We start from the raw sequence: 22,576 nt of genomic DNA, 5'->3' as shown, positions 1-22,576 counted from the left end.
ACTGTCGAAATTCAGTTAACGGGTTTCGGACTGGCGGATTCGCTCCCGCCACGCATTGACCCGAAGTGTGAGGTCCGCAACGTCGATGCGGGTGAGCTTTCCATCCTGCAGTTGAGGTACGCCGTGAATCCAGCTATGGCTTACCGCACGGCCATGATTGCTGTAGACCAGATGCGAGGCCGGATCATACACCGGTTGCAGAAAGGGATCACTCAGATCAATGGCAATGAGATCGGCAAGCTTGCCCGGGACCAGGGAACCCAGATCGTGCTCCCGGCCCAGAGCACGGGCGCCATTGATCGTCGCCATGGCAAGCGCCTGATGTGCCGACAGCGCAGCGGCATCCTGGGCGGTGACCTTGGCGATCATGGCGGCACTGCGCAGCTCACCGAACAGGTCGAGATCATTGTTACTGGCTGCCCCGTCGGTGCCGATGGCCACATTGATGCCCCGATCGATGAGTCGCTGCACGGGGCAGAGTCCGCTGGCCAGCTTCAGGTTGGACTCCGGGCAATGCACAACGTGCGCACCAGAGGTCGCCACCCGGTCGATGTCTGTGTCATCGAGTTGGGTCATGTGGACGCACTGGGTGTCGGGCCCGAGCAGGCCGATTTCGTCAATCCGCTGAGTGGGGCGCTTTTCGCTGGTCTTCACCGCCTCGTCTACCTCGAACGCGGTTTCGTGCAGGTGCATCTGGATGCGTGCGCCGGTCTCGCGGGATAGCGCCAGTGCAGTCGCCAGGGGGCCGTCAGAGACGGTGTAGGGCGCGTGCGGACCGATAGCCGGCATAATGAACTCGTCGGTTTCCCAGGTTTCGATCAGATCGGCACCTTTACGGAAGTACTCTTCCGGCCCGGATCCCCAGGCCGTCGGGAAGTCGAGCAACGGGAAACATACCTGTGCTCTCATGCCGGCATCATGGGCCGCCTGGGCAACGATTTCGGGGAAGAAATACATGTCCGAAAAGGTTGTCGTGCCGGTGCGCAGCATTTCGGCCATGGCCAGTTGGGTACCATCGGCGATGAACTGCTCGCTGATAAACTTCTGTTCGGCGGGCCAGATATGATCATTCAGCCAGGTCATCAATGGCAGGTCATCCGCGAGGCCGCGAAACAGCGACATGGCGGCGTGTCCGTGCATGTTGATCAGCCCGGGCATCACGACGTGGTCGGGTAAATCCACCGCTTCACGGGCGTGGAATTCGTGATTGGCCTGATCCTGGGGAATGACCGCCAGTATCCGGGAGCCGCGAATAATAATGGCGTGGTTTTCCAGAACTGTATCGGCCGGTTCAATGGGAATCACCCATCGGGCATTGATGCGGATATCGGCTGCGGTGGTGATGGTATCTGCCGTCATTCGTTCGCCTTGAAATGCGCCGGCGAATTGCCCGCGCGTGCGGATGAATTGTTGCCCGAGAGTATAACCAGCGCGTGCAGCAAGGACTACCCTGGACCTTGTGATAAGGGCTCAACGGATCCACTGTTAGTTAAAGAAAGGAATTCCGGGCGTATCTTTTTCCGGGGCCGGTATACTGTCCGGCCCTGAAAGCATCCAAAGGAGGCATGTAATGGCAAATCAGAGTGGTCAGAGTGAGCGGAAGCTTGGGACAGTTGCGTTGCGCTGGCATGGCCATAGCCTCGAGTTACTGGATCAGAGACTGTTGCCAACTGAAGAGCACTGGATAACGGCGGAGGGCGCTACCGCCGTGGCACAGTGCATTCGTGACATGGTGGTGCGAGGGGCACCGGCGATCGGGATCAGTGCCGCCTATGGTGTTGCGTTGGCAGCCCGCCACGCTGGCGGAGGTGACTGGAAGGCCGAGATTCTCCAGGCCATACGCGTTCTTGCAGAATCGCGACCAACCGCTGTCAATCTGTTCTGGGCGCTCCAGCGCATGGAACGTGTGTTCCATGAGTGCCATTCTCTGGAGGAGGCAACCAAGCGCCTCGCCGTCGAAGCGGAACGCATCCACGAGGAGGATGTTGCCGCCAATCTCGCCATGGCGGATCACGCTCTGGAACTGATCAATCCCGAGGGTTCCATTTCGGTCCTGACCCACTGCAATACCGGTGCACTGGCAACAGGTGGTTATGGCACGGCCCTGGGTGTCATTCGGCGTTTGCATGAGCAGGGGAAATTGAAGGAGGTGTTTGCGGATGAAACCCGTCCCTGGCTTCAGGGCAGTCGCCTGACGGCCTGGGAGCTTTCCCGGGATGGCATCCCTGTCACGTTGAATGCCGATGGGGCGGCCGCTGCTATCCTGGCTCGAGGCGAGGTCAGCTGGATTGTCGTCGGCGCTGACCGGATTACCGCCAATGGCGATGTCGCGAACAAGATCGGAACCTATAACCTGGCGGTCCTCGCCAGGCATCACAAGGTGGGCTTTATGGTTGTGGCTCCGTCAAGCACGATCGACATGTCATTGTCCTCCGGTAAGGACATTCCTATTGAGGAGCGCCATGGCAACGAGGTGAGAGAGATTCGGGGTATTCCGTTGGCACCGGACGGCGTAAGTGTCTTCAATCCGGTGTTCGATGTGACGCCGGCCAGTCTGATTGACGCAATCGTGACCGAAAAGGGCGTTGTCAAAAATCCGAACATTACCGGAATGCAGGCGTTATTCGATTGAGGAGTCCTTTCCGGATTCCTCCAATTGGCGTTTCATTTCGCTAACCTGGCGCTCCTGTTCCTCCACAAAGTGCAGTGACATTTCGAAGCTTTGGCGCGTGAATTCCAGAACCCGGCGAAAACCTTCATCGGTCAGGTTTCGCGCGTCGTCGTGACGACGGAAAATGTTAATGAACTCCCGTTCCCGCTCGAACTGCAGCGGTAACCGGCCAACGCCCCAGTCGTTCAGCAGTTTCCAGACTTCCGGATTGTAGTTCCGGGTAGTTCGAAGAATGAAGGGAATCGGGTCGTTGCGGGCGATCAGTGCCGCCAGCCGCAGTATCAATTCAAAAGACAGAGTGGCGGTGCCGTTTTCAATGGCTTCCAGCACCGACTTGTCGCGAAGGTTGAGAGCCTCGCTCATTTCACTCAGCGTCAGACCCGCGACTTCGCGGATGTCCTTCAGTGACTGGCCGGCAATCAGCATCGCCCTGAGCTGGTCCTGGGAGTGCATCAATGCCCGCCCGAACCGGAGTGACGTGTCGGTGGCCCTGGCACCCAACCTGAGTGCCGAGCCTGTGAGCTGAAGCAGCCGGTCGACAATGCCTTCCTGTTCCCTGGTACTCCCGGCTGCCGGCGCCATGGAATCCGCCGCGTCCATGGATTTCATGGCATGCAGGGCATCCAGCAGCATGTTCCGGATCTCCCGGGCTTCTTCGGGGTTCTCCGGCTTGCGCCCGCTGTCGGCCGTCATGGGAGTGCCCCGGCCCTATTTGGCCGGAGCCTGGGCCGCAAACTGGTGAGGCGTGATGATGGACGCCATGTTGTGATCCAGATCCAGCATATCGGCCATGATGTATCCGCCTTCCTTGATGACAAAGTCCATTTCCTCATCCGTCTTATCCAGATCTGCGGCCTGAGCGTCCTGCCATTTTTCCAATGCTTCAAGGCTATCGAACGGCTTCTCGCCGTGAAGCTCGCGACGGGCATTGGCAATCGTCAGGCGGGTTCGTTCGATCTGATTGTATTGGGAGCGACGCTTGTCCTCGTTCAGGCTGACGGAGTCCTGTTCACGCTGCTTGTTCAGGAAGTCGATTTCCCGTTGGAGAAGCTTGAAATCCGGGCTTTTGGCAAACCGTTGGTCGTGGCGTTTGCGCAATTCACCAATCACGTTACTGAAGTCGAAGTAACGGGTGTGGGGGACGGCTTCAATCTGATCCCAGGGCAGGGCATGATCCAGTGCGTCCTCACCAATCCGGTTCTTGTCGATGCGCGAGGGGATCTCGATGTCCGGAATAACGCCCTTGTGCTGGGTGGAACCGCCGGAGATACGATAGAACTTGGACTGGGTGATCTTGAGTTGCCCGTGATTGAGGGGGCGAACTGCCTGCACTGTTCCCTTGCCGAACGTCTGTGAGCCAACCACCAGACCTCGGCCATAATCCTGGATAGCGCCAGCGAAAATCTCCGAGGCGGACGCACTCATCCGGTTCACCAGAACCACCATCGGGCCGTCATAGGCGACCGACGGGTCTTCGTCCTTCATGACCTGAACTTCGTTGTTGGCATGGCGGATCTGAACGGTCGGGCCCTGCTCGATAAACAGTCCGACCAGGTCGTTGGCTTCCTGGAGCGCGCCGCCGCCGTTGTTGCGCAGGTCAATGACGAGTCCGTCGATACCGTCGTTCTGTTCGAGCTCGCCGATCAGTTTACGGACATCCCGAGTGGTGCTCTTGTAGTTCGGATCACCAGCCTGCATTGCCTGGAAGTCGGCGTAGAAAGTGGGGATGGTAATCACCCCGACGTTGTAGTCCTTGCCGTCCCGCTTGAGATGGATGACGTCCTTGCTCGCGCTTTGCTCTTCCAGTTTGACCTGGTCCCGCTTGATCGAAATGGTCTTGGTAACCGTCTCGTCGGAGGCATTGGCCGGGATCACCTCCAGTTTCACCACGGAATCCCGCGGGCCACGAATCAGGTCGACCACCTCGTCCAGGCGCCAGCCAATGACGTTGACGGGCTTCTCGTCGCCCTGGCCAACAGCCACGATCCGATCAGCCGGTTGCAACTGGCCCTGTTTGGACGCCGGTCCTCCGGGTACGAGACGAACGACCTTGGTGTATTCGTTGTCGGACTGGAGCACGGCGCCAATCCCTTCCAGGGACAGGCTCATGTTGATGTTGAAGTTTTCGGAAACGCGCGGCGAGAAGTAGGAGGTATGGGGATCCCACATGCCGGTAAATGCGTTCATATAGGCCTGGAACGCATCTTCGCTACGTGCCTGGTAAGCCCGCTTGAGCTGACCTTCGTAACGTCGCTTGAGATTGTCGGCAATGGTGTCGTCGTCAGTGCCGTTCAGTCGCTGGGCGAGGACGGCGTTCTTGATGCGCTTGATCCACAGTTCATCCAGTGCCGCGGTGTCTGGTTCCCAGTCCGCCTTTGATCGGTCCAGAAGAATCGACTCGTCTTTGGAGAAATCAAGCTTGTCGATGCCCTGGTCAATGACATTCAGGGCAAATTTGAGCCGCCCGATGATTCTTTCCTGCACCAGGTTGTAGATGTCAAAACCGGGCTGCAGTTGTCCGGTTTTCAGGGCCGAGCCGAGTTGTGGTCGGACATTGTCGAACTTGCTGATGTCCTGCTTTGTGAGGTAGATCCGCTGCCCATCCAGATAATCCAGATAAGCGTTGAACACCTCATCTGAGAGCTGATTGTTGATGCTGAGGTCGCGGAAATGGGTGAACTGAAGCTGCCTCGCGATCAGGATATTGGCGCGGGCCTGTTCAATGGTCGGCGCCACCGGCTTATAGACCTTGTTTGCCTCATCAAGCTTTGCTTGCGCGCCAAACGCAGTTGAGAGCAGCAGGGTAACAGTCAGAGTTCTAAAGAGCTTCTTGCCGGAACCGGAGAAGGCCTGGCGACGGGGAAAAACGTTTTCCGCGATGGTCATAAAATACTTACCTGACGGTGCGGGGAATCCGGCATGTCGGCCGGATGCTCACCCATGAACGATAAATTTATTGTAGGCAAGCGCCAGATCGGTTGCCATAGGCAGGGAGTATCGGTTCGTGACAATCTGTCCATGAACTGGTCAGGTTTGTCACATTTTGGTCAATCGGTAAGCTTCAGGATGGCACCCGGGGAGAGCCGAACTCCCCGGGTGTTGGCGCTTCAGGCGAACGGTTTGTTGGATTCGGCGTGTTCGAGCAACAGATCGGGCGGGGTGAAACGTTCCCCGTACTGAGCCGCGAGTTCGCGGGCCCGTTCGGTGAACGATCGAACGCCATACTGGTTGATGAACTGGATAGCACCACCCGTCCAGGGGGCGTATCCGATGCCAAAAATACTGCCAACGTTGGCGTCCTCAACGGTTCTCAGAACACCTTCTTCGAGACAGCGAACGGTCTCGATCGCCTGTATGAACAGGATCCGGTCTTTCAGGTCCTGCAATGCAATTGACCGGGCTTTGTCCGAATCGACAAAACGGCGTTCGAGTTCCGGCCAGAGGTATTTCCGACCTTTTTCCGGGTACTCGTAGAATCCGGCGCCGGTGGCTTTACCTTTGCGCCCGAATTCATCAACCATGGTATCGATGATCGCCTCGGCAGGATGGGCGTTCCACGTAGCTCCCGCCGCCTCTGTGTCGCGCTTGCTTTGATCCCGGATGTGTTGCATGAGGGTCATGCTCACTTCATCGGAAATAGCCAGCGGTCCGACGGGCATCCCCGACAACAGCCCGGCATTTTCGATGCTGGCTGGGTGAATACCCTCGCCGAGCATCGCGATGCCCTCGTTGACGAAGGTACCGAAGACACGGGACGTGAAGAAACCCCGACTGTCGTTGACCACGATCGGAATTTTGCCAATCTGCTGAACATAGTCGAAGGCGCGGGCCAGGGTTTCATCGGAGGTTTTTGCCCCGACGATGATTTCCACGAGCTGCATCTTGTCCACCGGTGAGAAGAAGTGCAGTCCGATGAAGTTCTCCGGTTTTCCGGATGCCTCTGCCAACTGGGTGATCGGGATGGTGGAGGTGTTGGAGGCGAAGATGCCATTGGTGACCATCCGGGGTTCTGCTTCCTGGGTGACCCTGGCCTTCAGGCTGCTGTCTTCGAAGACCGCTTCGATGATCAGATCGCACCCTTCCAGGTCGTCCGCGGACTCGGTGGGTGTAATTCGCTCCAGGATGTCGGTTTTGCTGGCTTCGCTCATGCGCCCGCGGCCGACCTTTTTCGCCAGCAGATTCTCGGAATAGGCCTTGCCTTTTTCCGCGTTTTCCGCAGACACATCCTTGAGTACGACATCGACGCCACGAACGGCGGTTGCATAGGCAATGCCTGCCCCCATCATGCCGGCACCCAGAACACCGACTTTCCTGAACGTTTCCCGGGGGAATTTGTCCGGGCGACTGCCGCCGGCCTTGATGGCGTTGAGCTGGAACCAGAAGGTTCCGGTCATGTTCTTGGCCACCTGGCCAACGACCAGCTCCGCAAAATACCGCGTTTCGATCAGGCTGCCGTTATCGAAGTCAACCTGGGCGCCCTCGACGGCGGCCGAGAGGATACGTTCCGGTGCCGGATAGCAGCCTCTGGTTTTCTGCCTGAGCATGGCCGGTGCAATCGCCAGCTTCTGGGCCATGGCCGGATGATGCGGGGCGCCCCCGGGGAACCTGAAGCCTTTCTGGTCCCAGGGTTGTTGGCTCTTGGGGTGTGCATCGATAAACGCTCTGGCCTTGTCCAGCATGTCCTCTGGCGAGCTGGCCAGTGCATCGACAATCCCGGCCTTGAGTGCGGCGGCCGGATTGGCTTTCTTGCCTTCCATGAGATACGGAAACGCGGCTTCAAGGCCAATCATTCGCGGCAGGCGTTGGGTGCCGCCTCCGCCGGGCAGGAGTCCCAGCGTCACTTCCGGCAAGCCAAGCTGGATGCGCTCGTCGTCAAGGACGATCCGGTGATGGCAGGCCAGGGCAATTTCCAGCCCGCCGCCCAGAGCGCTGCCGTTAATGGCGGCGACCAGGGGTTTGCCGGTAGTTTCGAGAAAACGCATGTCGGCCTTGAGGCCATTGACCATTGTCTCGAACTGACCGGCCTGATCCGCGGTGACTCCATGCAGTTCCCTGAGGTCGCCTCCTGCAAAGAACGTCTTTTTGGCAGACGTCACGATGATACCCCGGATGGTGTCGAGGTCCGCTTTAACCCGCTGTACGGTTTCCGAGAGGCCTTTCCGGAACTCCGCGTTCATGGTGTTGGCCGATTGTCCCGGCATGTCGATAGTGAGGGTCAGGATCTGATCTGTCCCCAGTTCGTAATTGATGGCGCTCATGATTGGTTCTCCTGTTCGCAATCTTTGGGGTCAGACACGTTCGATGATGGTGGCAATGCCCATGCCGCCGCCGACGCAGAGTGTGGCCAGGCCATAGCGCAGTTCACGGCGTTCCAGTTCATCCAGCAGGGTGCCCAGAATCATGGCTCCGGTGGCACCGAGCGGATGACCCATGGCGATGGCTCCGCCGTTCACGTTGACCTTTTCATCCGGTACATCGAGTTCCCGCTGGAAGCGCATGACGACGGAGGCGAACGCTTCGTTGACTTCGAACAGGTCGATTTGATCGACTGACATTCCCGCCTTTGCCAGAGCCTTGCGCGCCGCCGGTGCCGGGCCGGTCAGCATGATGGTGGGGTCGGTACTGGTGACCGCGGTCGCAACGATGCGGGCCCGTGGCGTCAGGCCCAGTTCACGCCCCTTGGCCTCGCTTCCGATCAGCATGGCGGTGGCGCCATCCACGATGCCCGAAGAATTGCCCGCGTGGTGAACGTGATTGATCTTCTCGACATAGTGGTATTTTTCACGGGCCACACCATCGAAACCCATTTCTCCCATCATCTGGAAGGACGGTTTCAGACTGGCCAGGGATTCTACTGTGGTGCTGCCCCGGACATGTTCATCACGGTCCAGGATCACCACGCCATTCTGGTCGGTTACGGGGATGATGGATTTACTGAAGTAACCGTTCTCCCAGGCGTTGGCCGCCTTTCTTTGCGAGTTCACGGCGAACCCGTCAACGTCCTCGCGGGAGAAACCTTCAAGTGTTGCGATAAGATCGGCGCCGATGCCCTGGGGCATGAATCCGGTGTGAAGGTTGGTTTCCGGATCGGTGGCCCAGGCACCGCCATCGGATCCCATCGGCACACGGGACATGGCTTCAACGCCGCCAGCGACAACGAGGTCTTCCCAGCCGGAGCGAACCTTCATGGCTGCCAGATTCACCGCCTCGAGCCCGGAAGCGCAAAAACGGTTCAGGGTCACGCCCGCGACCTTTTCGTCCCAGTCGGCCGCGAGGGCGGCCGTCTTGGCAATGTCGGCGCCCTGATCGCCAATGGCTGTGACACAGCCCATGACGATATCGTCCACTTCTGCTGTATTCAGGCTGTTCCGGGTCTCTAGGGCATGCAGCACCGTTGTCAGCAGGCTGATGGGTTTGACGCTGTGCAGTGAACCGTCTTTTTTGCCACGCCCCCTGGGGGTACGAACCGCGTCGAAGATGTAGGCTTCGGTGCTCATTGCCTGTCCTCTGGTGATGGTTGGGTGGTTGTCTGTTGTGCAGGTAACCATAGCCTCTGAACCGGGATACGCGTAATGACGCCGGCTGCCAATCCCATTGGCGAAATTGCTCACCGGCCATGACAATCGTCCCGAGGGCTTCTATGTTTCAGGGTAGAGAGAATTAGATCCGGGAGGTCTGGGATGTCCCTGAGAGATGCGATCGACAATTTTTATGAACGCCTGGTGGCAGATGCGATCGAGGCAACAAGCGAGCAGACGGATAACGCCGATTATCTGACCGACGTCATGTGCGTGGCCCTGAACAGGTTGCCCACGCGCTATTACCGGCATTCAATCGATATGATGTTCTATCTGGCAGACGAGGAACTGAAAGATATGAAAGACAAATCCCTGGCCGCTGTCCGTGCAGCCAGGGCGTTTGTCAGTGAGCATCGGCGGGAGTAGCGTAGATCAGCTGGAGGCAGCCCCCATCAAGGCTTTATTCAGGCGCTGCGCCAGGCTGCTGTCGACCGGTTCTTCGGAAGGCTGGAGACACCATTGGGCGACAAGCTGTTCCATTTCCTGCAGCGGGTCAGGTTGTTGATCGCTGTTACCCAGCCCGGCGGTGAGCCTTTTAACCTGAATCTCCATTCTCCTTTGCTGTTCATCGGCAGGCGATTCGATACCACCGAGGATTTCGGCACGGATCACAAGTTCCTGGGCAGGCACGGCGTTCTGGTCGGCCACGAGGCGGTGCCAGTGATCGGGGATCTCTGAAGGCACGATACCGCCGTTTCCACGGGCTTCAATCAATTGCTGCCAGTGTCCGATTTTTTGTGTGAGCCGCACGGCTTTCAGCCTTTCCGTCAGATTCTGACGTTTTGCCCGAACCCGGTCTTTGAGTGAATCCGACAGTGCGCCGGTATCGATGGACTGAATCTGGGTCAACGCCTGCTGGATGGCTTCATCGGTTTCGGGCGTCGCCTGAGCGTCCAGGTTCGCCAGTACTTCGCTGGCAGTCTGGTCGGCTATTTCAGTTGCCTGATGCCGGGCATTCCGCTGGGCATCCCGGCGTTCAAAAATCCGGTCGCAGGCTTTGCGGAAGGCTTGCCAGAGTTTCCGGTCTTCACGATGCCGGGTGATGCCAATGGCCTTCCATTCGGCCTGAAGCGCTTTGGCCTCGTTCATGGCCTCCTGCAGCGGTTCGTGTTCCACCAGGGATTGCGCCTTTTCAACGATGTCCTGTTTCAGGGCCTCGTTTCGGCGCCGTTCTTCATCGAGCGGCTTTTCCAGTCGGCGGAGCAGGTCGTCGAATCGTTTCTGAACCTGGCGGTTATCGCGGAATTCGACGGGCCAGGCCTGCTTCCATTCCTGCCGAGCCGTTTGGTGGATTCTCTCTGCGCCTTTCCAGTCCACGTTGTTCCAGTCCGCGTGCGTCAGGAAAGTCTCGAGTTCGTCGCAGATCGCCTGTCGCTTCTCTAGATTGGCCTGCTTGAGCCCGGATTTGGCCTCAAAATACGCCTTGCAGGGCTCAAATGCCTTATCCGAGGCAGCCTTGAATCTGGACCACAGAGTCCGGTCCGACGAGCCGCCCAGTTCCCGCCATTCGGTCTGAAGTTCTTTAATCCGCTCCGCCTTGGCTTCCGGCTCCATCGGTTGGTTTGCCAGGTATTCCATCTGTTCGCACAGCGCGATCTGTTTGGGCTCAGTGGCAAACCCCTGCCAGTCACTCAGCTCCCGGAACTGGCCGGCGAGCAACTGCATACGCGCCTGGAACGGGCGGGCATGCCGACGGTCGAGCTGTTTGAACTGGGTCTGTGCGGATTTCAGCAGTTGTCTGGACTCCCGGAACTGCTTTGCCTCAAGGGCGGATTCGAGTTTTTCGATCAGGTTTTGGAGGTCGTCTGAAAGCGCCTGTTGTTCCTGCGTGTCTTTCTGGACCGGCGGGGTATCCGGACGTTTTCCGGCGAGCTTTCGAACCGATTCCAGAGCCTGGGGCAGGGGGAATTCCTCCGGCCAGTCAATGTCTTTCAGAAGGGCTTTTCCGTGGTCCCGGTGTTCTTGCGAGGTGGGTTCACCGGAGTTGAAGAGCCCGGAGAGCTGGCTGATCGTGTCCTCGGCCTGTGAAAGGCGGCGAACGGCCCCCAGGTAATGCCGCAAGCTCTGCATGTGCGTCTCGTAAGCCTTCTGTTCCTGCTTGCCGACATCGGTATCGCGTGTGGCTTCGAGCCAGCGATTTTCCTGGGTTCGTTGCAGGGCATCCAGCGAGGACAGAGAGGGGAGGTCCGTCGTCCGGGATTTCAGCCCCTCAAGGGTGTCCTCCAGCAGGGTGAGTGTTTCCTTCCGTTGCCGCTGCTGTTCCTCGTGCCGCAGGGATTCGGTCAACTCGGATTCAATATCCTGCAGGCGCTGACGGCAGCGGTGCACTGCCTCCAGAAACTGCTGGGTTTGCTCCGCCGTGGCTGAGGATTCCACAGGCTGCCATTGGCCGAGTAAAGCGTCCAGGCGTGCCTCGAAAAGCTTGGTATCCTCGCTGTTGGCCTGTTCTTCGGCGCTGTTGATCAGCTTCTGGATTTTCCTGGCCGTGTCGGCTTCCAGATCCCGGGCCTCCTTCAGTGCGTGCAGAGCCTGCTTGGCGATCTGATAGACGCCTTTGTCCCGCCCTTTGGCCTGTTTCTGGACCCGTTGGAGCGCCTCGGGGTCGGTGAGCTTCTGAGCCGCTGACAAGCGAATATCGGCGGTCACGCCATTGATCGCGAGGTCTGCCAGTTCGTCCTGGGTAGCCTGTCCCCCAAGCGCTTCGAGCTGTTTGTCCCGCTGGTTGGCTCGCGTGTCCTCGACGGGGGCTTGCGCCGGATTGTCCGCTTTTTTGGGTGCCGGTTTCGCGGATTTGCGGGATTTGAACAGTTTCTGGATAAATGCGGCCATGAAGGTGTCCTTTGGGATTGAAACCAGTCCTCGGTGTCGGGCAAAGTGCTCCGTCACCGGCCATCGGCTCGGTATGCCGGGTACGGGTATCGGATGGCCTCTGCTGATCAAGCCCATCCGATGATGGAAAATCGGGGGCTAGTCTAGCGTTTTGATGGCGTTTGCGGAAAGGGTCTGAATGGCAAAACAGGAAAATCGTGGTGACGAACAATACCGGGCCCGTGCGGTGGCGCTCCGATTGCTGGCGCGCCGGGAGCACAGCCGTCGTGAGCTCTCGCTGAAGCTCAGGCAGCGCCGGTTCGCGGAGGATCTGATCCGGGAGGTTCTCGACGAATATGAGGCGGAAGGCTGGCTGGATGATAGCCGGTTTGCCGACGTTTACGCCCGTCAGCGCCTGGATCTTGGTTACGGGCCCTTGAGGATTGTGGGGGAATTGCAGCAAAGGGGAGTCCGCGAAACACCGGCCTGTCTTGACGACATGGACGAAGCGGCCTGGTGCCACAATGCCATTCGCCTGAGGGATCGTCGGTTCGGGCTGTCAGATCTTGACGATGACTGGGAGGAAAAAGCCAGGCAAGCCCGCTTCCTGAACCGTCGTGGTTTCTCGGCCAGCCAGGTCGAAGCGGCTCTTGAGGCAACGTCCCTCCCCGAGGAGCGGGATTGTGACTAGAGCGTCGGGGGAATGACGCTCAGGTCCGGAGGCAGGCTCGCTCTGAGTTCGGGATCGTCCTTTGCCTGTGATGTATCGGCATTGCTCTGGCTGTTGGTTGGCTCGGCACTCGACAATTGTGGAGGTACCTCAGGAGAGACTGGGGCAGCCGGCGAGGTCAGGCGTGCCAACACGTCGTAATAGCGGCGGATATTCTGGACATAAATAACGGGCTCCTGGCCCCGGGCGTATCCGAAACGAGTCTTCGAATACCATTCTTTCTGCGCGAGCAGTGGCAGAAATTCCTTCACGTCGATCCAGCGATCTGGATCCTTTCCTGCGCTTTCCGCCAGTCGTCGGGCGTCCTCGAGGTGCCCGAAGCCGACATTATAGGAAGCCAGGGCAAACCAGGTGCGATCCGGCTCGGGTATGCGCTCGGGAATCTTGTCATGCACGATCTGGAAGTAGCGGGCGCCTCCTTCAATGCTTTCTTCCGCGTCCAGCCGGTTGTTGACGCCGATGTAGCTCGCGGTATTGCGCGTCAGCATCATCAGACCCCGCACGCCGGTCGGGGAGACGGCGTTGGGTCGCCAGTGGGATTCCTGATAGCCGATGGCCGCAAGCAGTCGCCAGTCCATGTCGAATGCCTTGGCCTGTTCACGGAAAAGGTCTTCATATTTCGGTAGCCGATTACGCACATGGAACATGAAAGTGCGTGCTCCCACGTAATTGAGGCGGTCGAGATGGCCGTAGAATCGCTCGGAAAGCTGGGCCAGCACACCGTTTTCTTTCAGGTCATTCAGGACCGAGCGCGCTGTCTTGACGAGGGTGTCATCCTGTTCTTTCGGGAACAGCCACACCAGTTCACGGGGTTTGCCCAGAGCAAACGCCTCCTTCACGTGCGGGAAAAACACCTGGTTCAGTTCCAGTTCATTGGAGGAGACAACGGCAAAGGGATACTTTCCGCTTTCGACCCTGGCAAGAATACCGGCGGGATCGAGGCCAGGGTGCGTTTTCAGTGCAATCGACTGATCGAGGGCACCAAGCGACTTCAGGATTGCTTCATGATCGCTGTCAGCGACCAGGTTCAGGCTCTTCCCGGACAGGTCTGCGAGTGACTCCGGCCGACTCATGTCCCGGTGATAGACAACGACGGACTGGGTTCGGATGCCGGTGGCGAGTGTTCGGAATCGCTTGTCGAACTCTGGCTGATCCGAAAGGCCTGCCATGCCAATATGAGCGTAATTCCGGTCAAGCACCGACAGAATCTCGGTGTTGTCCTCAGCCGTCCGGACCTTGAGCTTTACCCCCAGCTTTCCGGCAAGACGTTTGGCGAGTTCATAGTCATAGCCGGTGGGGCCGTCCCTACCTTCGTAGTAGATCGAAGGCGCAACCCGGGTAATGACGTGCAGGGTGCCTTCGTTCCGAATTTCCTGGACGGTACTCGGGCGTGAGCAGCCCGAGAGTGTGAGGGCTGCACCGATGACCAAGGCGACGGGGGCATTGGAAGCAAAAAGGCGGTGCAATAATCTGGGCAAATCCCTGATCTCCCTGAGAACTTACTTCAGCCAGATACGCACGGAACTCGCTCGCGTATTTCTGGATCCTGGTGTTCGTCGCTTCCTTGCTCTCTACATGATCCTTGGCCGATTCGCTCTGGTCAATAAAACACCGGCAGGACAATGCAAAACAATGTCAATTATCCGGGTGCGCAATAACCGCAGGTGCGCTGTATCCCGGCTTCGCTTTCAAGTATCATTGCGGGCTTTCAAATTGCACCGGATTCCCTTTCTTTTCGCGCGATACAGGTTGATATCATGCTTGAACTTCGCGGCGCACCCGCGCTTTCGCCCTTCCGTTCCCGCAAACTGCATTCCCGGATCCAGGATATCGTCCCGGAAGTTGAGCACGTGTATGCAGAGTTCATGCACTTTGTGGACCTTGAATTCGACCTTTCCGATGCTGAGCAGGCAATCCTGGACCGCCTTCTCGTGTATGGCCCGAGCGTTCCTGTGGAAGATCCGGAGGGTGTGCTTTTTCTGGTTGTTCCCCGGCCGGGAACCCTGTCGCCCTGGTCCAGCAAGGCGACCGATATTGCCCGCAACTGTGGATTGAGGCAGATCCATCGTATCGAGCGGGGTATCGCCTATTACATTCGTGCCAGCCGGAAACTCGGGCTGGAGCAGCGGGAGCAGATTGCGGCTCTGCTCCACGATCGCATGACTCAGAAAGTGTTCCACGAGATGGGAGGGGCGGAACTCCTTTTCAGCCACGACGAGCCTCGTCCTCTGGCCCGGATTCCGGTGCTCTCTGGCGGCAGGGAGGCGCTGGTCAAGGCCAACCGGGATCTGGGACTGGCGCTTGCGGACGATGAAATTGATTATCTCGTGACGTCGTTTACCGACCTCCAGCGGGATCCGACTGACGTTGAGCTGATGATGTTCGCCCAGGCCAACTCGGAACACTGCCGCCACAAAATCTTCAACGCCTCCTGGGACATCGATGGCGAAGGACAGGAAAAATCCCTGTTCGCGATGATTCGCAACACCTTTGAAATGAACAGTGAGGGTGTGCTGTCGGCGTACAAGGATAATGCCTCGGTGATTCGCGGTAGCCGTGGAGGCCGCTTTTTCCCGGATCCCGAAACCGGCATTTACGGATACCATGAGGAAGACATCCATATCCTCATGAAAGTGGAAACTCACAACCACCCCACTGCGATTGCACCGGCGGCTGGCTCTGCCACAGGGTCGGGCGGCGAGATCCGTGATGAGGGTGCGACCGGGCGTGGCTCCAAGCCAAAGGCCGGTCTGACCGGGTTTACCGTCTCCAATCTCAATCTTCCCGACGACCCGCAGCCCTGGGAAATTGGATATGGCAAGCCGGATCGTATCGCTTCGGCGCTGGATATCATGATTGAGGGCCCTATTGGTGGCGCCTCTTTTAATAACGAATTCGGTCGCCCGAATCTGGCCGGCTATTTCCGTACTTTCGAAGAGAAGGTGCCCGGGGCGGCCGGTGAGGAAGTGCGCGGTTACCATAAGCCGATCATGATTGCCGGGGGGCTCGGCAATATCCGCGAGCAACACGTGGAGAAAGGCAATATTCCGGTCGGCGCCAAGCTGATTGTGCTTGGGGGGCCCTCAATGCTGATCGGACTGGGCGGTGGCGCAGCGTCCTCCATGGATTCCGGGACCAGTAACGAGCATCTGGATTTCGCGTCAGTCCAGCGGGACAACCCTGAAATGGAACGGCGCTGTCAGGAAGTGATCGACCGGTGCTGGCAGATGGGTGACAAAAACCCGATCTGCTTTATCCACGATGTGGGCGCAGGCGGGTTGTCTAACGCGATGCCTGAGCTGGTCAAAGACGGCGGCCGGGGCGGCAAGTTCGAGTTGCGGGATATCCTCAGCGACGAGCCTGGAATGTCTCCGTTGGAAATCTGGTGTAACGAATCCCAGGAACGGTACGTGATGGCCGTTGCGCCGGAAAATCTGGACCTTTTCGATGCGCTCTGTCGTCGGGAGCGTTGCCCATACTCTGTGATTGGCGAGGCCACTGAAGCCCATCATCTTGAGCTTGGCGACTCGTACTTCGATGACAAGCCGGTCGATCTGCCCATGGAGGTTCTCTTTGGCAAGCCGCCGCGCATGCATCGCAGCGTTTCCCGGTCCTCCTTCACCAAGCCGATTTTCGATTCTACCAAGGTTGATCTGAACGACGCGATTCGCCGGGTGCTTCGGCTGCCGGCGGTAGGCTCCAAAAGTTTCCTGGTTACGATCGGGGACCGGACCATTACCGGCCTGGTCGCCCGGGACCAGATGGTCGGCCCGTGGCAGGTGCCGGTCAGTGACGTTGCCGTGACCACCAGTTCTTTTGACGTTAGCACTGGCGAGGCCATGGCTATGGGTGAGCGTACGCCCGTGGCGGTCATTGACGCACCAGCATCTGGACGCATGGCGGTTGGTGAGGTCATCACCAATCTTGCGGCCGCGCCCATCGGTAAATTGTCGGATATCAGGCTCTCCGCGAACTGGATGGCCGCCGCAGGGCATCCGGGCGAAGACGAGAATCTTTACGAAACAGTTCGTGCAGTGGGTATGGAGCTGTGTCCGGCACTGGGTATTACGATCCCGGTTGGCAAGGATTCCATGTCCATGAAAATGACGTGGGAGGAGGACAACGGCGAATCCAAAAGCGTGACGGCGCCGCTGTCTCTGATTGTCAGCGGGTTTGCCCCGGTTACCGATGTCTCCCGGACCCTGACACCTCAATTGGAGACGGACTCGGGAGAGACCGATCTCATCCTCGTGGATCTCGCCGCTGGTCAGAATCGGCTTGGTGGCTCTGCGCTGGCGCAGGTTTATCGTCATGTCGGAGCGGTGGCTCCGGACCTCGACGACCCGGAGGACATCAAGGCATTCTTTGCCGTGATTCAGGGGCTGAATGGCGACGGCAAACTGCTGGCGTATCACGACCGTTCCGACGGTGGTCTGTTCGTCACCCTTGCCGAGATGTGTTTTGCCGGTCACACCGGCATTGATATCAAACTTGACGGTCTGGCGGAGGATAGCTCCCAGTTTGCTCGTGAACTGTTCAATGAGGAGTTGGGTGCCGTCATTCAGGTTCGTCGGGAGGATACCAGCTTCGTACTCCAGCAATTCTCCGCGGCAGGCTTGGGCGACCATACCAGTGTGATCGGTACGCTGAACACCGAAGACCGGCTTCGACTCTCATTTGAGGGCGAGACGGTGGTGGATGAGCCTCGGGTGGATCTTCAGAGGCTCTGGGCGGAAACCAGTTATCGGATCCAGTCACTGCGTGACAATGCCGACTGCGCCGGGGAAGAGTTCGACAACCTGCTGGATACCAGCGATCCCGGCCTGAATGCCAGGTTAACCTTTGACCTTGATGACGATATTGCGGCTCCCTACATCGCCCGAGGTGCGCGTCCGAAGGTTGCAGTGCTTCGGGAGCAGGGCGTTAACGGTCAGGTCGAGATGGCAGCCGCCTTTGATCGGGCTGGTTTCGACGCAGTGGATGTCCACATGAGCGACCTGCTGTCCGGTCGGAGCTCTTTGGAGGGCTTCAAGACACTGGTGGCTTGTGGTGGTTTCTCCTACGGCGATGTGCTCGGTGCCGGTGAAGGTTGGGCAAAATCGATTCTGTTCAGTGACCGGGTCCGTGACCAGTTCGCGGAATTTTTCAACCGTCAGGATACGTTGGCCCTGGGCGTCTGTAATGGCTGCCAGATGCTGTCAAACCTGCACGAACTGATACCGGGTAGCGATGGCTGGCCGCGTTTTGTCAGGAATGAGTCCGAACAGTTCGAAGCGCGCCTGGTCATGGTGGAAGTACCCTCATCGCCCTCTGCCTTTCTGGATGGTATGAGTGGGTCTCGGATGCCGATTGCCGTTGCCCATGGTGAAGGGCGGGTGGAATTCGCCGGCAGTAACTCTGCTGCGACACTTGCCGAGAATGAGTTGGTCGCGTTGCGATACGTGGATAACCGGGGCGAGGTTACCCAACGCTATCCGTTCAACCCTAACGGATCTGAAGGTGGTATCACTGGGGTTACGACCCGGGATGGGCGAGTAACAATCATGATGCCGCACCCGGAGCGGGTTTTCCGGGCTGTCCAGTATTCATGGAGACCGGCTCAATGGCAGGAAGATGGTCCCTGGATGCGGATGTTCCGCAACGCGAGGCGCTGGTTTAGTTAACGAATCGGTAGTCCTTGAAACCGGTGCAGGGGCCATTCTGAATGAATGTCATCCTGCACCGGTTTTTTTGTGGCTCTGTTGCCTTTTTTTGGGGCGCATTTCAAGGTAAAAAAGCGCTGAAATGGCAAAAAAAACGCTTGACGCAGTGCTTTTATGCACACTTATGGAGCCCGGTTGTGTGATGTGTGCGCAAAGGAAGGGATCTTGGTTCAATATTTGATCGGATCTCGCAGATCATTGAAAATAAAGGGAAAAAATAATCGGGCCATTTTGTCGCCAATTTGAGGGGAGTGCAGTATTTACGGGGTTTCGAGGCGTGTTCCCAAAAAGTTTCCCCAGAGTTATCCACAGATTCTGTGGGTAAGTGGCTAAGTTGCTAATCTGTACAAAAAATGTCCGCAAATGGAGGAGGCTTTGCATGTTCAAGTTCTGCTATTTCGTACCCGAGTCCCACCTGGAACAGACCAAGCAGGCCCTGTTTGATGCCGGCGCCGGAAAGATTGGTGATTACGACAGTTGTGCATGGCAATGTCGGGGGCAGGGGCAGTTCCGGCCGCTGGAAGGAAGCGATCCTTATCTTGGAAATCGGGGTGAGCTTGAGGTCGTCGACGAATTCAAGGTGGAACTGGTGTGTGACGACGCGGTTATCGACAGGGCGCTTGAGGCTTTCAAGCGGGCGCATCCATACGAAGAGCCCGCCTATGAGATTTACCGGATGGAATTGCGCTGATCAGGTTCGGGACATTGGGCGGCGGATGTCTTTCAGGTGAACCTGATAGTGATCCGACTTCATGTCCTCAAGGAAGAGCTCAAGGGTCTTTTTGACGGTCGGGAAGGAGATTTCCTCCCAGGGGATTTCATCGACACCGAACAGGCGTGACTCCAGGGACTCTTCACCCGCGCCGAATTTACCACCGATCAGGCTGGCCCGGTAAAACATATGGACCTGGTTGATGTGAGGAACATCGATGATGGAGAACAGCCCCTCGATGTCGACTTCGGCCAGTGCTTCTTCCTGCGTTTCACGGGCTGCCGCTTCAATGGTGGTTTCGGCGTTTTCCATGAAGCCCGCCGGTAGAGTCCAATAACCATAGCGGGGTTCGATTGCTCGTTTGCACAGAAGTATTTTGCCCTCCCACACAGGAACGGTACCGGCGATGATTCTCGGGTTCTGGTAATGTATGGTTTCGCAGCTGGTACAGACATAGCGGTGCCGGTTGTCCCCTTCGGGGATACGCTGTTCCACCGGATGGCCGCAAAAGCTGCAATACTTCATGTTTTTTCACCGTATACTGGTTGGGTTTTAGTAGTCAGTTTAACCATACCGGCTACCTATGTCCCAGCCAATATGGCGACGTTCCCGGGAGTGGTTCATTGCGAGATTTTCTGACCCAACGATTGGCTGGATACGCACCGCGACAGCTGGCGCTGGATTACCCGGAGGCGGGTATCCTGGTCCCGATCACCGATTCGCCCGGGAATCCCGAAATGATTTTTACGCTGAGGTCATCGACCCTGAGTACCCATCGAGGTCAGGTCGCCTATCCCGGCGGTAAGCGTGATCCCGGGGATCCTTCTCTGGCAGCGACCGCCTTGCGTGAAACCCACGAGGAGATTGGCCTTCCTCCGAGCGAGGTCGAGGTCATTGCGCCCCTCAGTCAGGTTATGTCCCGCTACGGTATTCTCGTTACTCCTTACGTCGGTGTGGTTCCTGTCGATCACCCCCTGGAGCCCAATCCCGCGGAGATCGAGAGCGTCTTTCGTGTGCCAGTCTCCTTTTTCCTGGAAGATCGCCGGGAGCGTACGGACTCTCTCAATTTCCTCAACAATACCTTCTATGTGCCCTGCTACCGGTGGGACCGTTATCAGATCTGGGGCCTGTCTGCCGTGGTTCTGGTGGACTTTCTGAACGCCGTGTACGATGCAGGCATTGATTTGCTTGAACCCCCTTCAGGAGGCTGACATGTACTTCGAGTTGGACAAACGCAGTCCGGAGTTGGTTGGTGAGAATCAGTTTGTTGCCCATAACGCGTCCGTGATTGGCAGCGTGAAGCTGATGGAAAAAAGCAGTGTCTGGTACAACGTGGTGATTCGTGGCGACAACGACCTGATCACGATCGGACCGGAGTCGAACGTTCAGGATGGCTCCGTGTTGCATACGGACCCGGGCATTCCCCTGACACTTGGTCGGGGCGTAACCGTGGGGCACAAGGTGATGCTGCATGGTTGTGATATCGGCGATTATTCGCTGATCGGTATCAATGCGGTCGTGCTCAATGGGGCCAAAATCGGCAAGCACTGCCTTATTGGCGCCAATACACTGATCCCTGAGGGTATGGAAATTCCGGATGGTTCGATGGTTGTCGGCTCGCCAGGCAAGATCAAAAAGCAGCTCAACGATCAGCAGAAAAAAATGCTGGAAATGAGCGCGGCCCACTATGTTGAGAATGCCGCACGATACAGGGAGCAACTCTCACCCTGCGAGCCCTCTAAATGAAAAGTTCGGAAAAAGTGCGTTCTCCATGCGTGAGCGTGTGCGCTCTTGATGAAAACGATCTCTGTATCGGTTGCCATCGGACCGGCGATGAAATTCTGCGCTGGACCCGAATGACCAACGAGGAACGCAGAGAGGTTCTGCAGGAAGTTGCAAAACGGGAAGAAAAGGTGGCCCTCTGAAATGACAGACAAAGATTCAGTGCGTATTGGCACTCCGCTTAAGGCTCACGCGTTCAGGGTTCTGTTCTGTGGCTCGGGTGAGCTCGGCAAGGAAGTGGTGATTGAGCTTCAGCGTCTTGGCGTCGAAGTCATTGCCGTTGACCGGTACGCCAATGCCCCGGCCATGCAGGTAGCGCATCGCTCTCACGTTCTCGATATGTTGGATACCACCGCGCTTCGGGCCGTTATTGAGCAGGAAAAGCCGGATCTGATCGTGCCGGAGATTGAGGCGATCGCGACGCCGGAGCTGGTCCGGCTTGAAGCCGAAGGCTATCGGGTGATTCCGACGGCGAGGGCGGTCAATCTCACTATGAATCGGGAAGGTATTCGCCGACTGGCAGCTGAGGAGTTGGGATTGCCTACATCTCCTTACCGGTTTGCCGGAGACCGGGATGAATTTCTGGCTGCTGTAAAGGAGGTGGGTTTGCCGCTGGTGGTCAAGCCGGTCATGAGTTCTTCCGGTAAAGGCCAGAGCACGGTCAAAACCGACGCTGATATCGATGCGGCTTGGGATTACGCCCAGAGCGGCGGCCGGGCCGGTAAGGGGCGTGTGATCGTTGAAGGCTTTGTCGATTTTGATTATGAGATAACCCTGTTGACCGTCCGTCACCGTGATGGCATTTCCTTCTGCGATCCGATTGGTCACCGACAGGAAGATGGTGACTATCGGGAATCCTGGCAGCCTCAGCCAATGTCACCGAAAGCGCTGGAGCGTTCCCGCCAGATTGCCCGGGCTGTTGTTGACGATCTTGGAGGCTACGGCATATATGGCGTAGAGCTCTTTGTGAAAGGAGATGACGTCTGGTTCTCTGAAGTGTCGCCTCGCCCCCACGACACGGGGCTGGTAACGCTGGTATCTCAGGATCTCTCCGAATTTGCACTGCATGCGCGGGTGATTCTCGGGTTGCCGGTACCGGCGATTCGCCAGAACGGACCCAGTGCATCTGCTGTCATTCTCCCGGAAGGCGAGTCCTCCGATGTGGTTTACACGCATGTTGAAAAGGCGCTTGTTGAGCCGGACACCCAGTTGCGGCTGTTTGGTAAGCCGGAACTCGCAGGCCGACGCAGGATGGGCGTCGCGCTGGCGAAAGCGGATAGCATTGATGAGGCGCGGGAAAAGGCTCGTGTAGCCGCTTCAGCCGTGGGCGTTGAGCTTTGATTGGTGGCCGGGTAGCTCACCGATAAAGAAGACGGAACTGCGCGCATTTTAATCAGTCGAATAGGTGGAAACCGAAGGGTTTTGAAATAAAGGAAAATTGGTCGTTGACAGTTTGGCTGAGGGCTGTAGAATGCGCACCACTTCTGAGGGACAAGCCGCTGAGGCGGCGGGGTTCGAGGGAGTTAACTGCTTGAAAGCTTTGAAGAAAAAAGAGTTCGAGATTTCTTCAGAAAGCGGTTGACAAGGTAGCGG

At 57.7% G+C, this 22,576-nt stretch carries 19 protein-coding genes; 10 read left to right on the top strand and 9 right to left on the bottom strand.

Annotated elements, in window-relative coordinates:
• Positions 1–15: 15 nt before the first annotated feature.
• On the bottom strand, positions 16–1,359 hold the full coding sequence (locus MLD04_RS15585) for a TRZ/ATZ family hydrolase (protein ID WP_248160374.1): 1,344 nt from the start codon (positions 1,357–1,359) through the stop codon (positions 16–18).
• 211 nt (positions 1,360–1,570) lie between these two features.
• On the opposite strand from MLD04_RS15585, the gene mtnA reads away from it, so the two are divergent.
• Positions 1,571–2,632 (top strand): S-methyl-5-thioribose-1-phosphate isomerase, encoded by a 1,062-nt coding sequence (mtnA, locus tag MLD04_RS15580; protein WP_248160373.1) that lies wholly within the window; start codon positions 1,571–1,573, stop codon positions 2,630–2,632.
• On the opposite strand, the gene MLD04_RS15575 is transcribed toward mtnA, so the two are convergent.
• From MLD04_RS15575 to MLD04_RS15560, 4 genes are all read right to left on the bottom strand, one after another.
• Entirely contained in the window at positions 2,621–3,364 is a 744-nt protein-coding gene (locus tag MLD04_RS15575; RefSeq protein ID WP_248160372.1) for a helix-turn-helix domain-containing protein, read from the bottom strand. The genes mtnA and MLD04_RS15575 overlap by 12 nt on opposite strands.
• 15 nt (positions 3,365–3,379) lie before the next feature.
• Positions 3,380–5,557, bottom strand: a complete 2,178-nt coding sequence (locus MLD04_RS15570; protein WP_248160371.1) for a carboxy terminal-processing peptidase — start codon at positions 5,555–5,557, stop codon at positions 3,380–3,382.
• 221 nt (positions 5,558–5,778) lie between these two features.
• Positions 5,779–7,929, bottom strand: a complete 2,151-nt coding sequence (locus MLD04_RS15565; protein ID WP_248160370.1) for a 3-hydroxyacyl-CoA dehydrogenase NAD-binding domain-containing protein — start codon at positions 7,927–7,929, stop codon at positions 5,779–5,781.
• A 30-nt stretch (positions 7,930–7,959) separates the two neighbouring features.
• Positions 7,960–9,168: an acetyl-CoA C-acetyltransferase gene (locus MLD04_RS15560; protein WP_248160369.1), complete on the bottom strand. Its 1,209-nt coding sequence runs from the start codon at positions 9,166–9,168 to the stop codon at positions 7,960–7,962.
• A gap of 183 nt (positions 9,169–9,351) precedes the next feature.
• On the opposite strand from MLD04_RS15560, the gene MLD04_RS15555 reads away from it, so the two are divergent.
• Entirely contained in the window at positions 9,352–9,615 is a 264-nt protein-coding gene (locus MLD04_RS15555) for a late competence development ComFB family protein (RefSeq protein ID WP_248160368.1), read from the top strand.
• Positions 9,616–9,621: 6 nt separating this feature from the next.
• Here the strand turns inward: MLD04_RS15555 and MLD04_RS15550 are convergent, their stop codons facing one another.
• Entirely contained in the window at positions 9,622–12,078 is a 2,457-nt protein-coding gene (locus tag MLD04_RS15550; protein ID WP_248160367.1) for a DUF349 domain-containing protein, read from the bottom strand.
• A 178-nt stretch (positions 12,079–12,256) separates the two neighbouring features.
• On the opposite strand from MLD04_RS15550, the gene MLD04_RS15545 reads away from it, so the two are divergent.
• Complete coding sequence (locus tag MLD04_RS15545) at positions 12,257–12,748, top strand: regulatory protein RecX (RefSeq protein ID WP_248160366.1); 492 nt, start codon at positions 12,257–12,259, stop codon at positions 12,746–12,748.
• On the opposite strand, the gene mltF is transcribed toward MLD04_RS15545, so the two are convergent.
• Positions 12,745–14,265 (bottom strand): membrane-bound lytic murein transglycosylase MltF, encoded by a 1,521-nt coding sequence (mltF, locus tag MLD04_RS15540; RefSeq protein ID WP_379883459.1) that lies wholly within the window; start codon positions 14,263–14,265, stop codon positions 12,745–12,747. The two genes, MLD04_RS15545 and mltF, sit on opposite strands and share 4 nt — an antisense overlap.
• A gap of 279 nt (positions 14,266–14,544) precedes the next feature.
• Here mltF and purL point away from each other — a divergent pair, with 279 nt between their 5' ends.
• From purL to MLD04_RS15525, 3 genes are all read left to right on the top strand, one after another.
• Positions 14,545–18,450, top strand: a complete 3,906-nt coding sequence (gene purL / locus MLD04_RS15535; protein ID WP_248160365.1) for a phosphoribosylformylglycinamidine synthase — start codon at positions 14,545–14,547, stop codon at positions 18,448–18,450.
• Positions 18,451–18,491: 41 nt separating this feature from the next.
• Complete coding sequence (locus MLD04_RS15530; protein WP_248160364.1) at positions 18,492–18,632, top strand: hypothetical protein; 141 nt, start codon at positions 18,492–18,494, stop codon at positions 18,630–18,632.
• A 236-nt stretch (positions 18,633–18,868) separates the two neighbouring features.
• On the top strand, positions 18,869–19,180 hold the full coding sequence (locus MLD04_RS15525) for a YqfO family protein (RefSeq protein ID WP_248160363.1): 312 nt from the start codon (positions 18,869–18,871) through the stop codon (positions 19,178–19,180).
• Here the strand turns inward: MLD04_RS15525 and MLD04_RS15520 are convergent, their stop codons facing one another.
• The gene (locus MLD04_RS15520; protein WP_008937921.1) at positions 19,181–19,726 is read right to left on the bottom strand and encodes an NUDIX hydrolase; all 546 of its coding nucleotides are present in this window, start codon (positions 19,724–19,726) and stop codon (positions 19,181–19,183) included.
• A gap of 98 nt (positions 19,727–19,824) precedes the next feature.
• Between MLD04_RS15520 and MLD04_RS15515 the strand changes: the two genes are divergently transcribed.
• The 4 genes from MLD04_RS15515 to purT are packed head-to-tail and all read left to right on the top strand — an operon-like array spanning position 19,825 to position 22,324.
• Positions 19,825–20,412 carry an NUDIX hydrolase gene (locus tag MLD04_RS15515; protein WP_248160362.1) on the top strand — a complete coding sequence of 196 codons (588 nt, stop codon included), beginning with the start codon at positions 19,825–19,827 and terminating at the stop codon, positions 20,410–20,412.
• A gap of 1 nt (position 20,413) precedes the next feature.
• On the top strand, positions 20,414–20,947 hold the full coding sequence (locus tag MLD04_RS15510; RefSeq protein ID WP_248160361.1) for a gamma carbonic anhydrase family protein: 534 nt from the start codon (positions 20,414–20,416) through the stop codon (positions 20,945–20,947).
• On the top strand, positions 20,944–21,126 hold the full coding sequence (locus MLD04_RS15505) for a DUF1289 domain-containing protein (RefSeq protein ID WP_248160360.1): 183 nt from the start codon (positions 20,944–20,946) through the stop codon (positions 21,124–21,126). The genes MLD04_RS15510 and MLD04_RS15505 overlap by 4 nt, the downstream gene beginning before the upstream one ends.
• A 1-nt stretch (position 21,127) precedes the next feature.
• A complete protein-coding gene (purT, locus tag MLD04_RS15500; protein WP_248160359.1) occupies positions 21,128–22,324 on the top strand; it encodes a formate-dependent phosphoribosylglycinamide formyltransferase in 1,197 nt (398 codons plus the stop codon).
• Positions 22,325–22,372: 48 nt separating this feature from the next.
• Here purT and MLD04_RS15495 read toward each other — a convergent pair.
• Positions 22,373–22,576: hypothetical protein (locus MLD04_RS15495; RefSeq protein ID WP_248160358.1), on the bottom strand; the 204-nt coding region annotated here is incomplete at its 5' end.

It is taken from the genome of Marinobacter koreensis (genome assembly GCF_023156285.1).
GTDB lineage: Bacteria > Pseudomonadota > Gammaproteobacteria > Pseudomonadales > Oleiphilaceae > Marinobacter > Marinobacter koreensis.
Note: the sequence above shows the minus strand (reverse complement) of the source record. Positions and strands in the feature narration are given on the sequence as shown.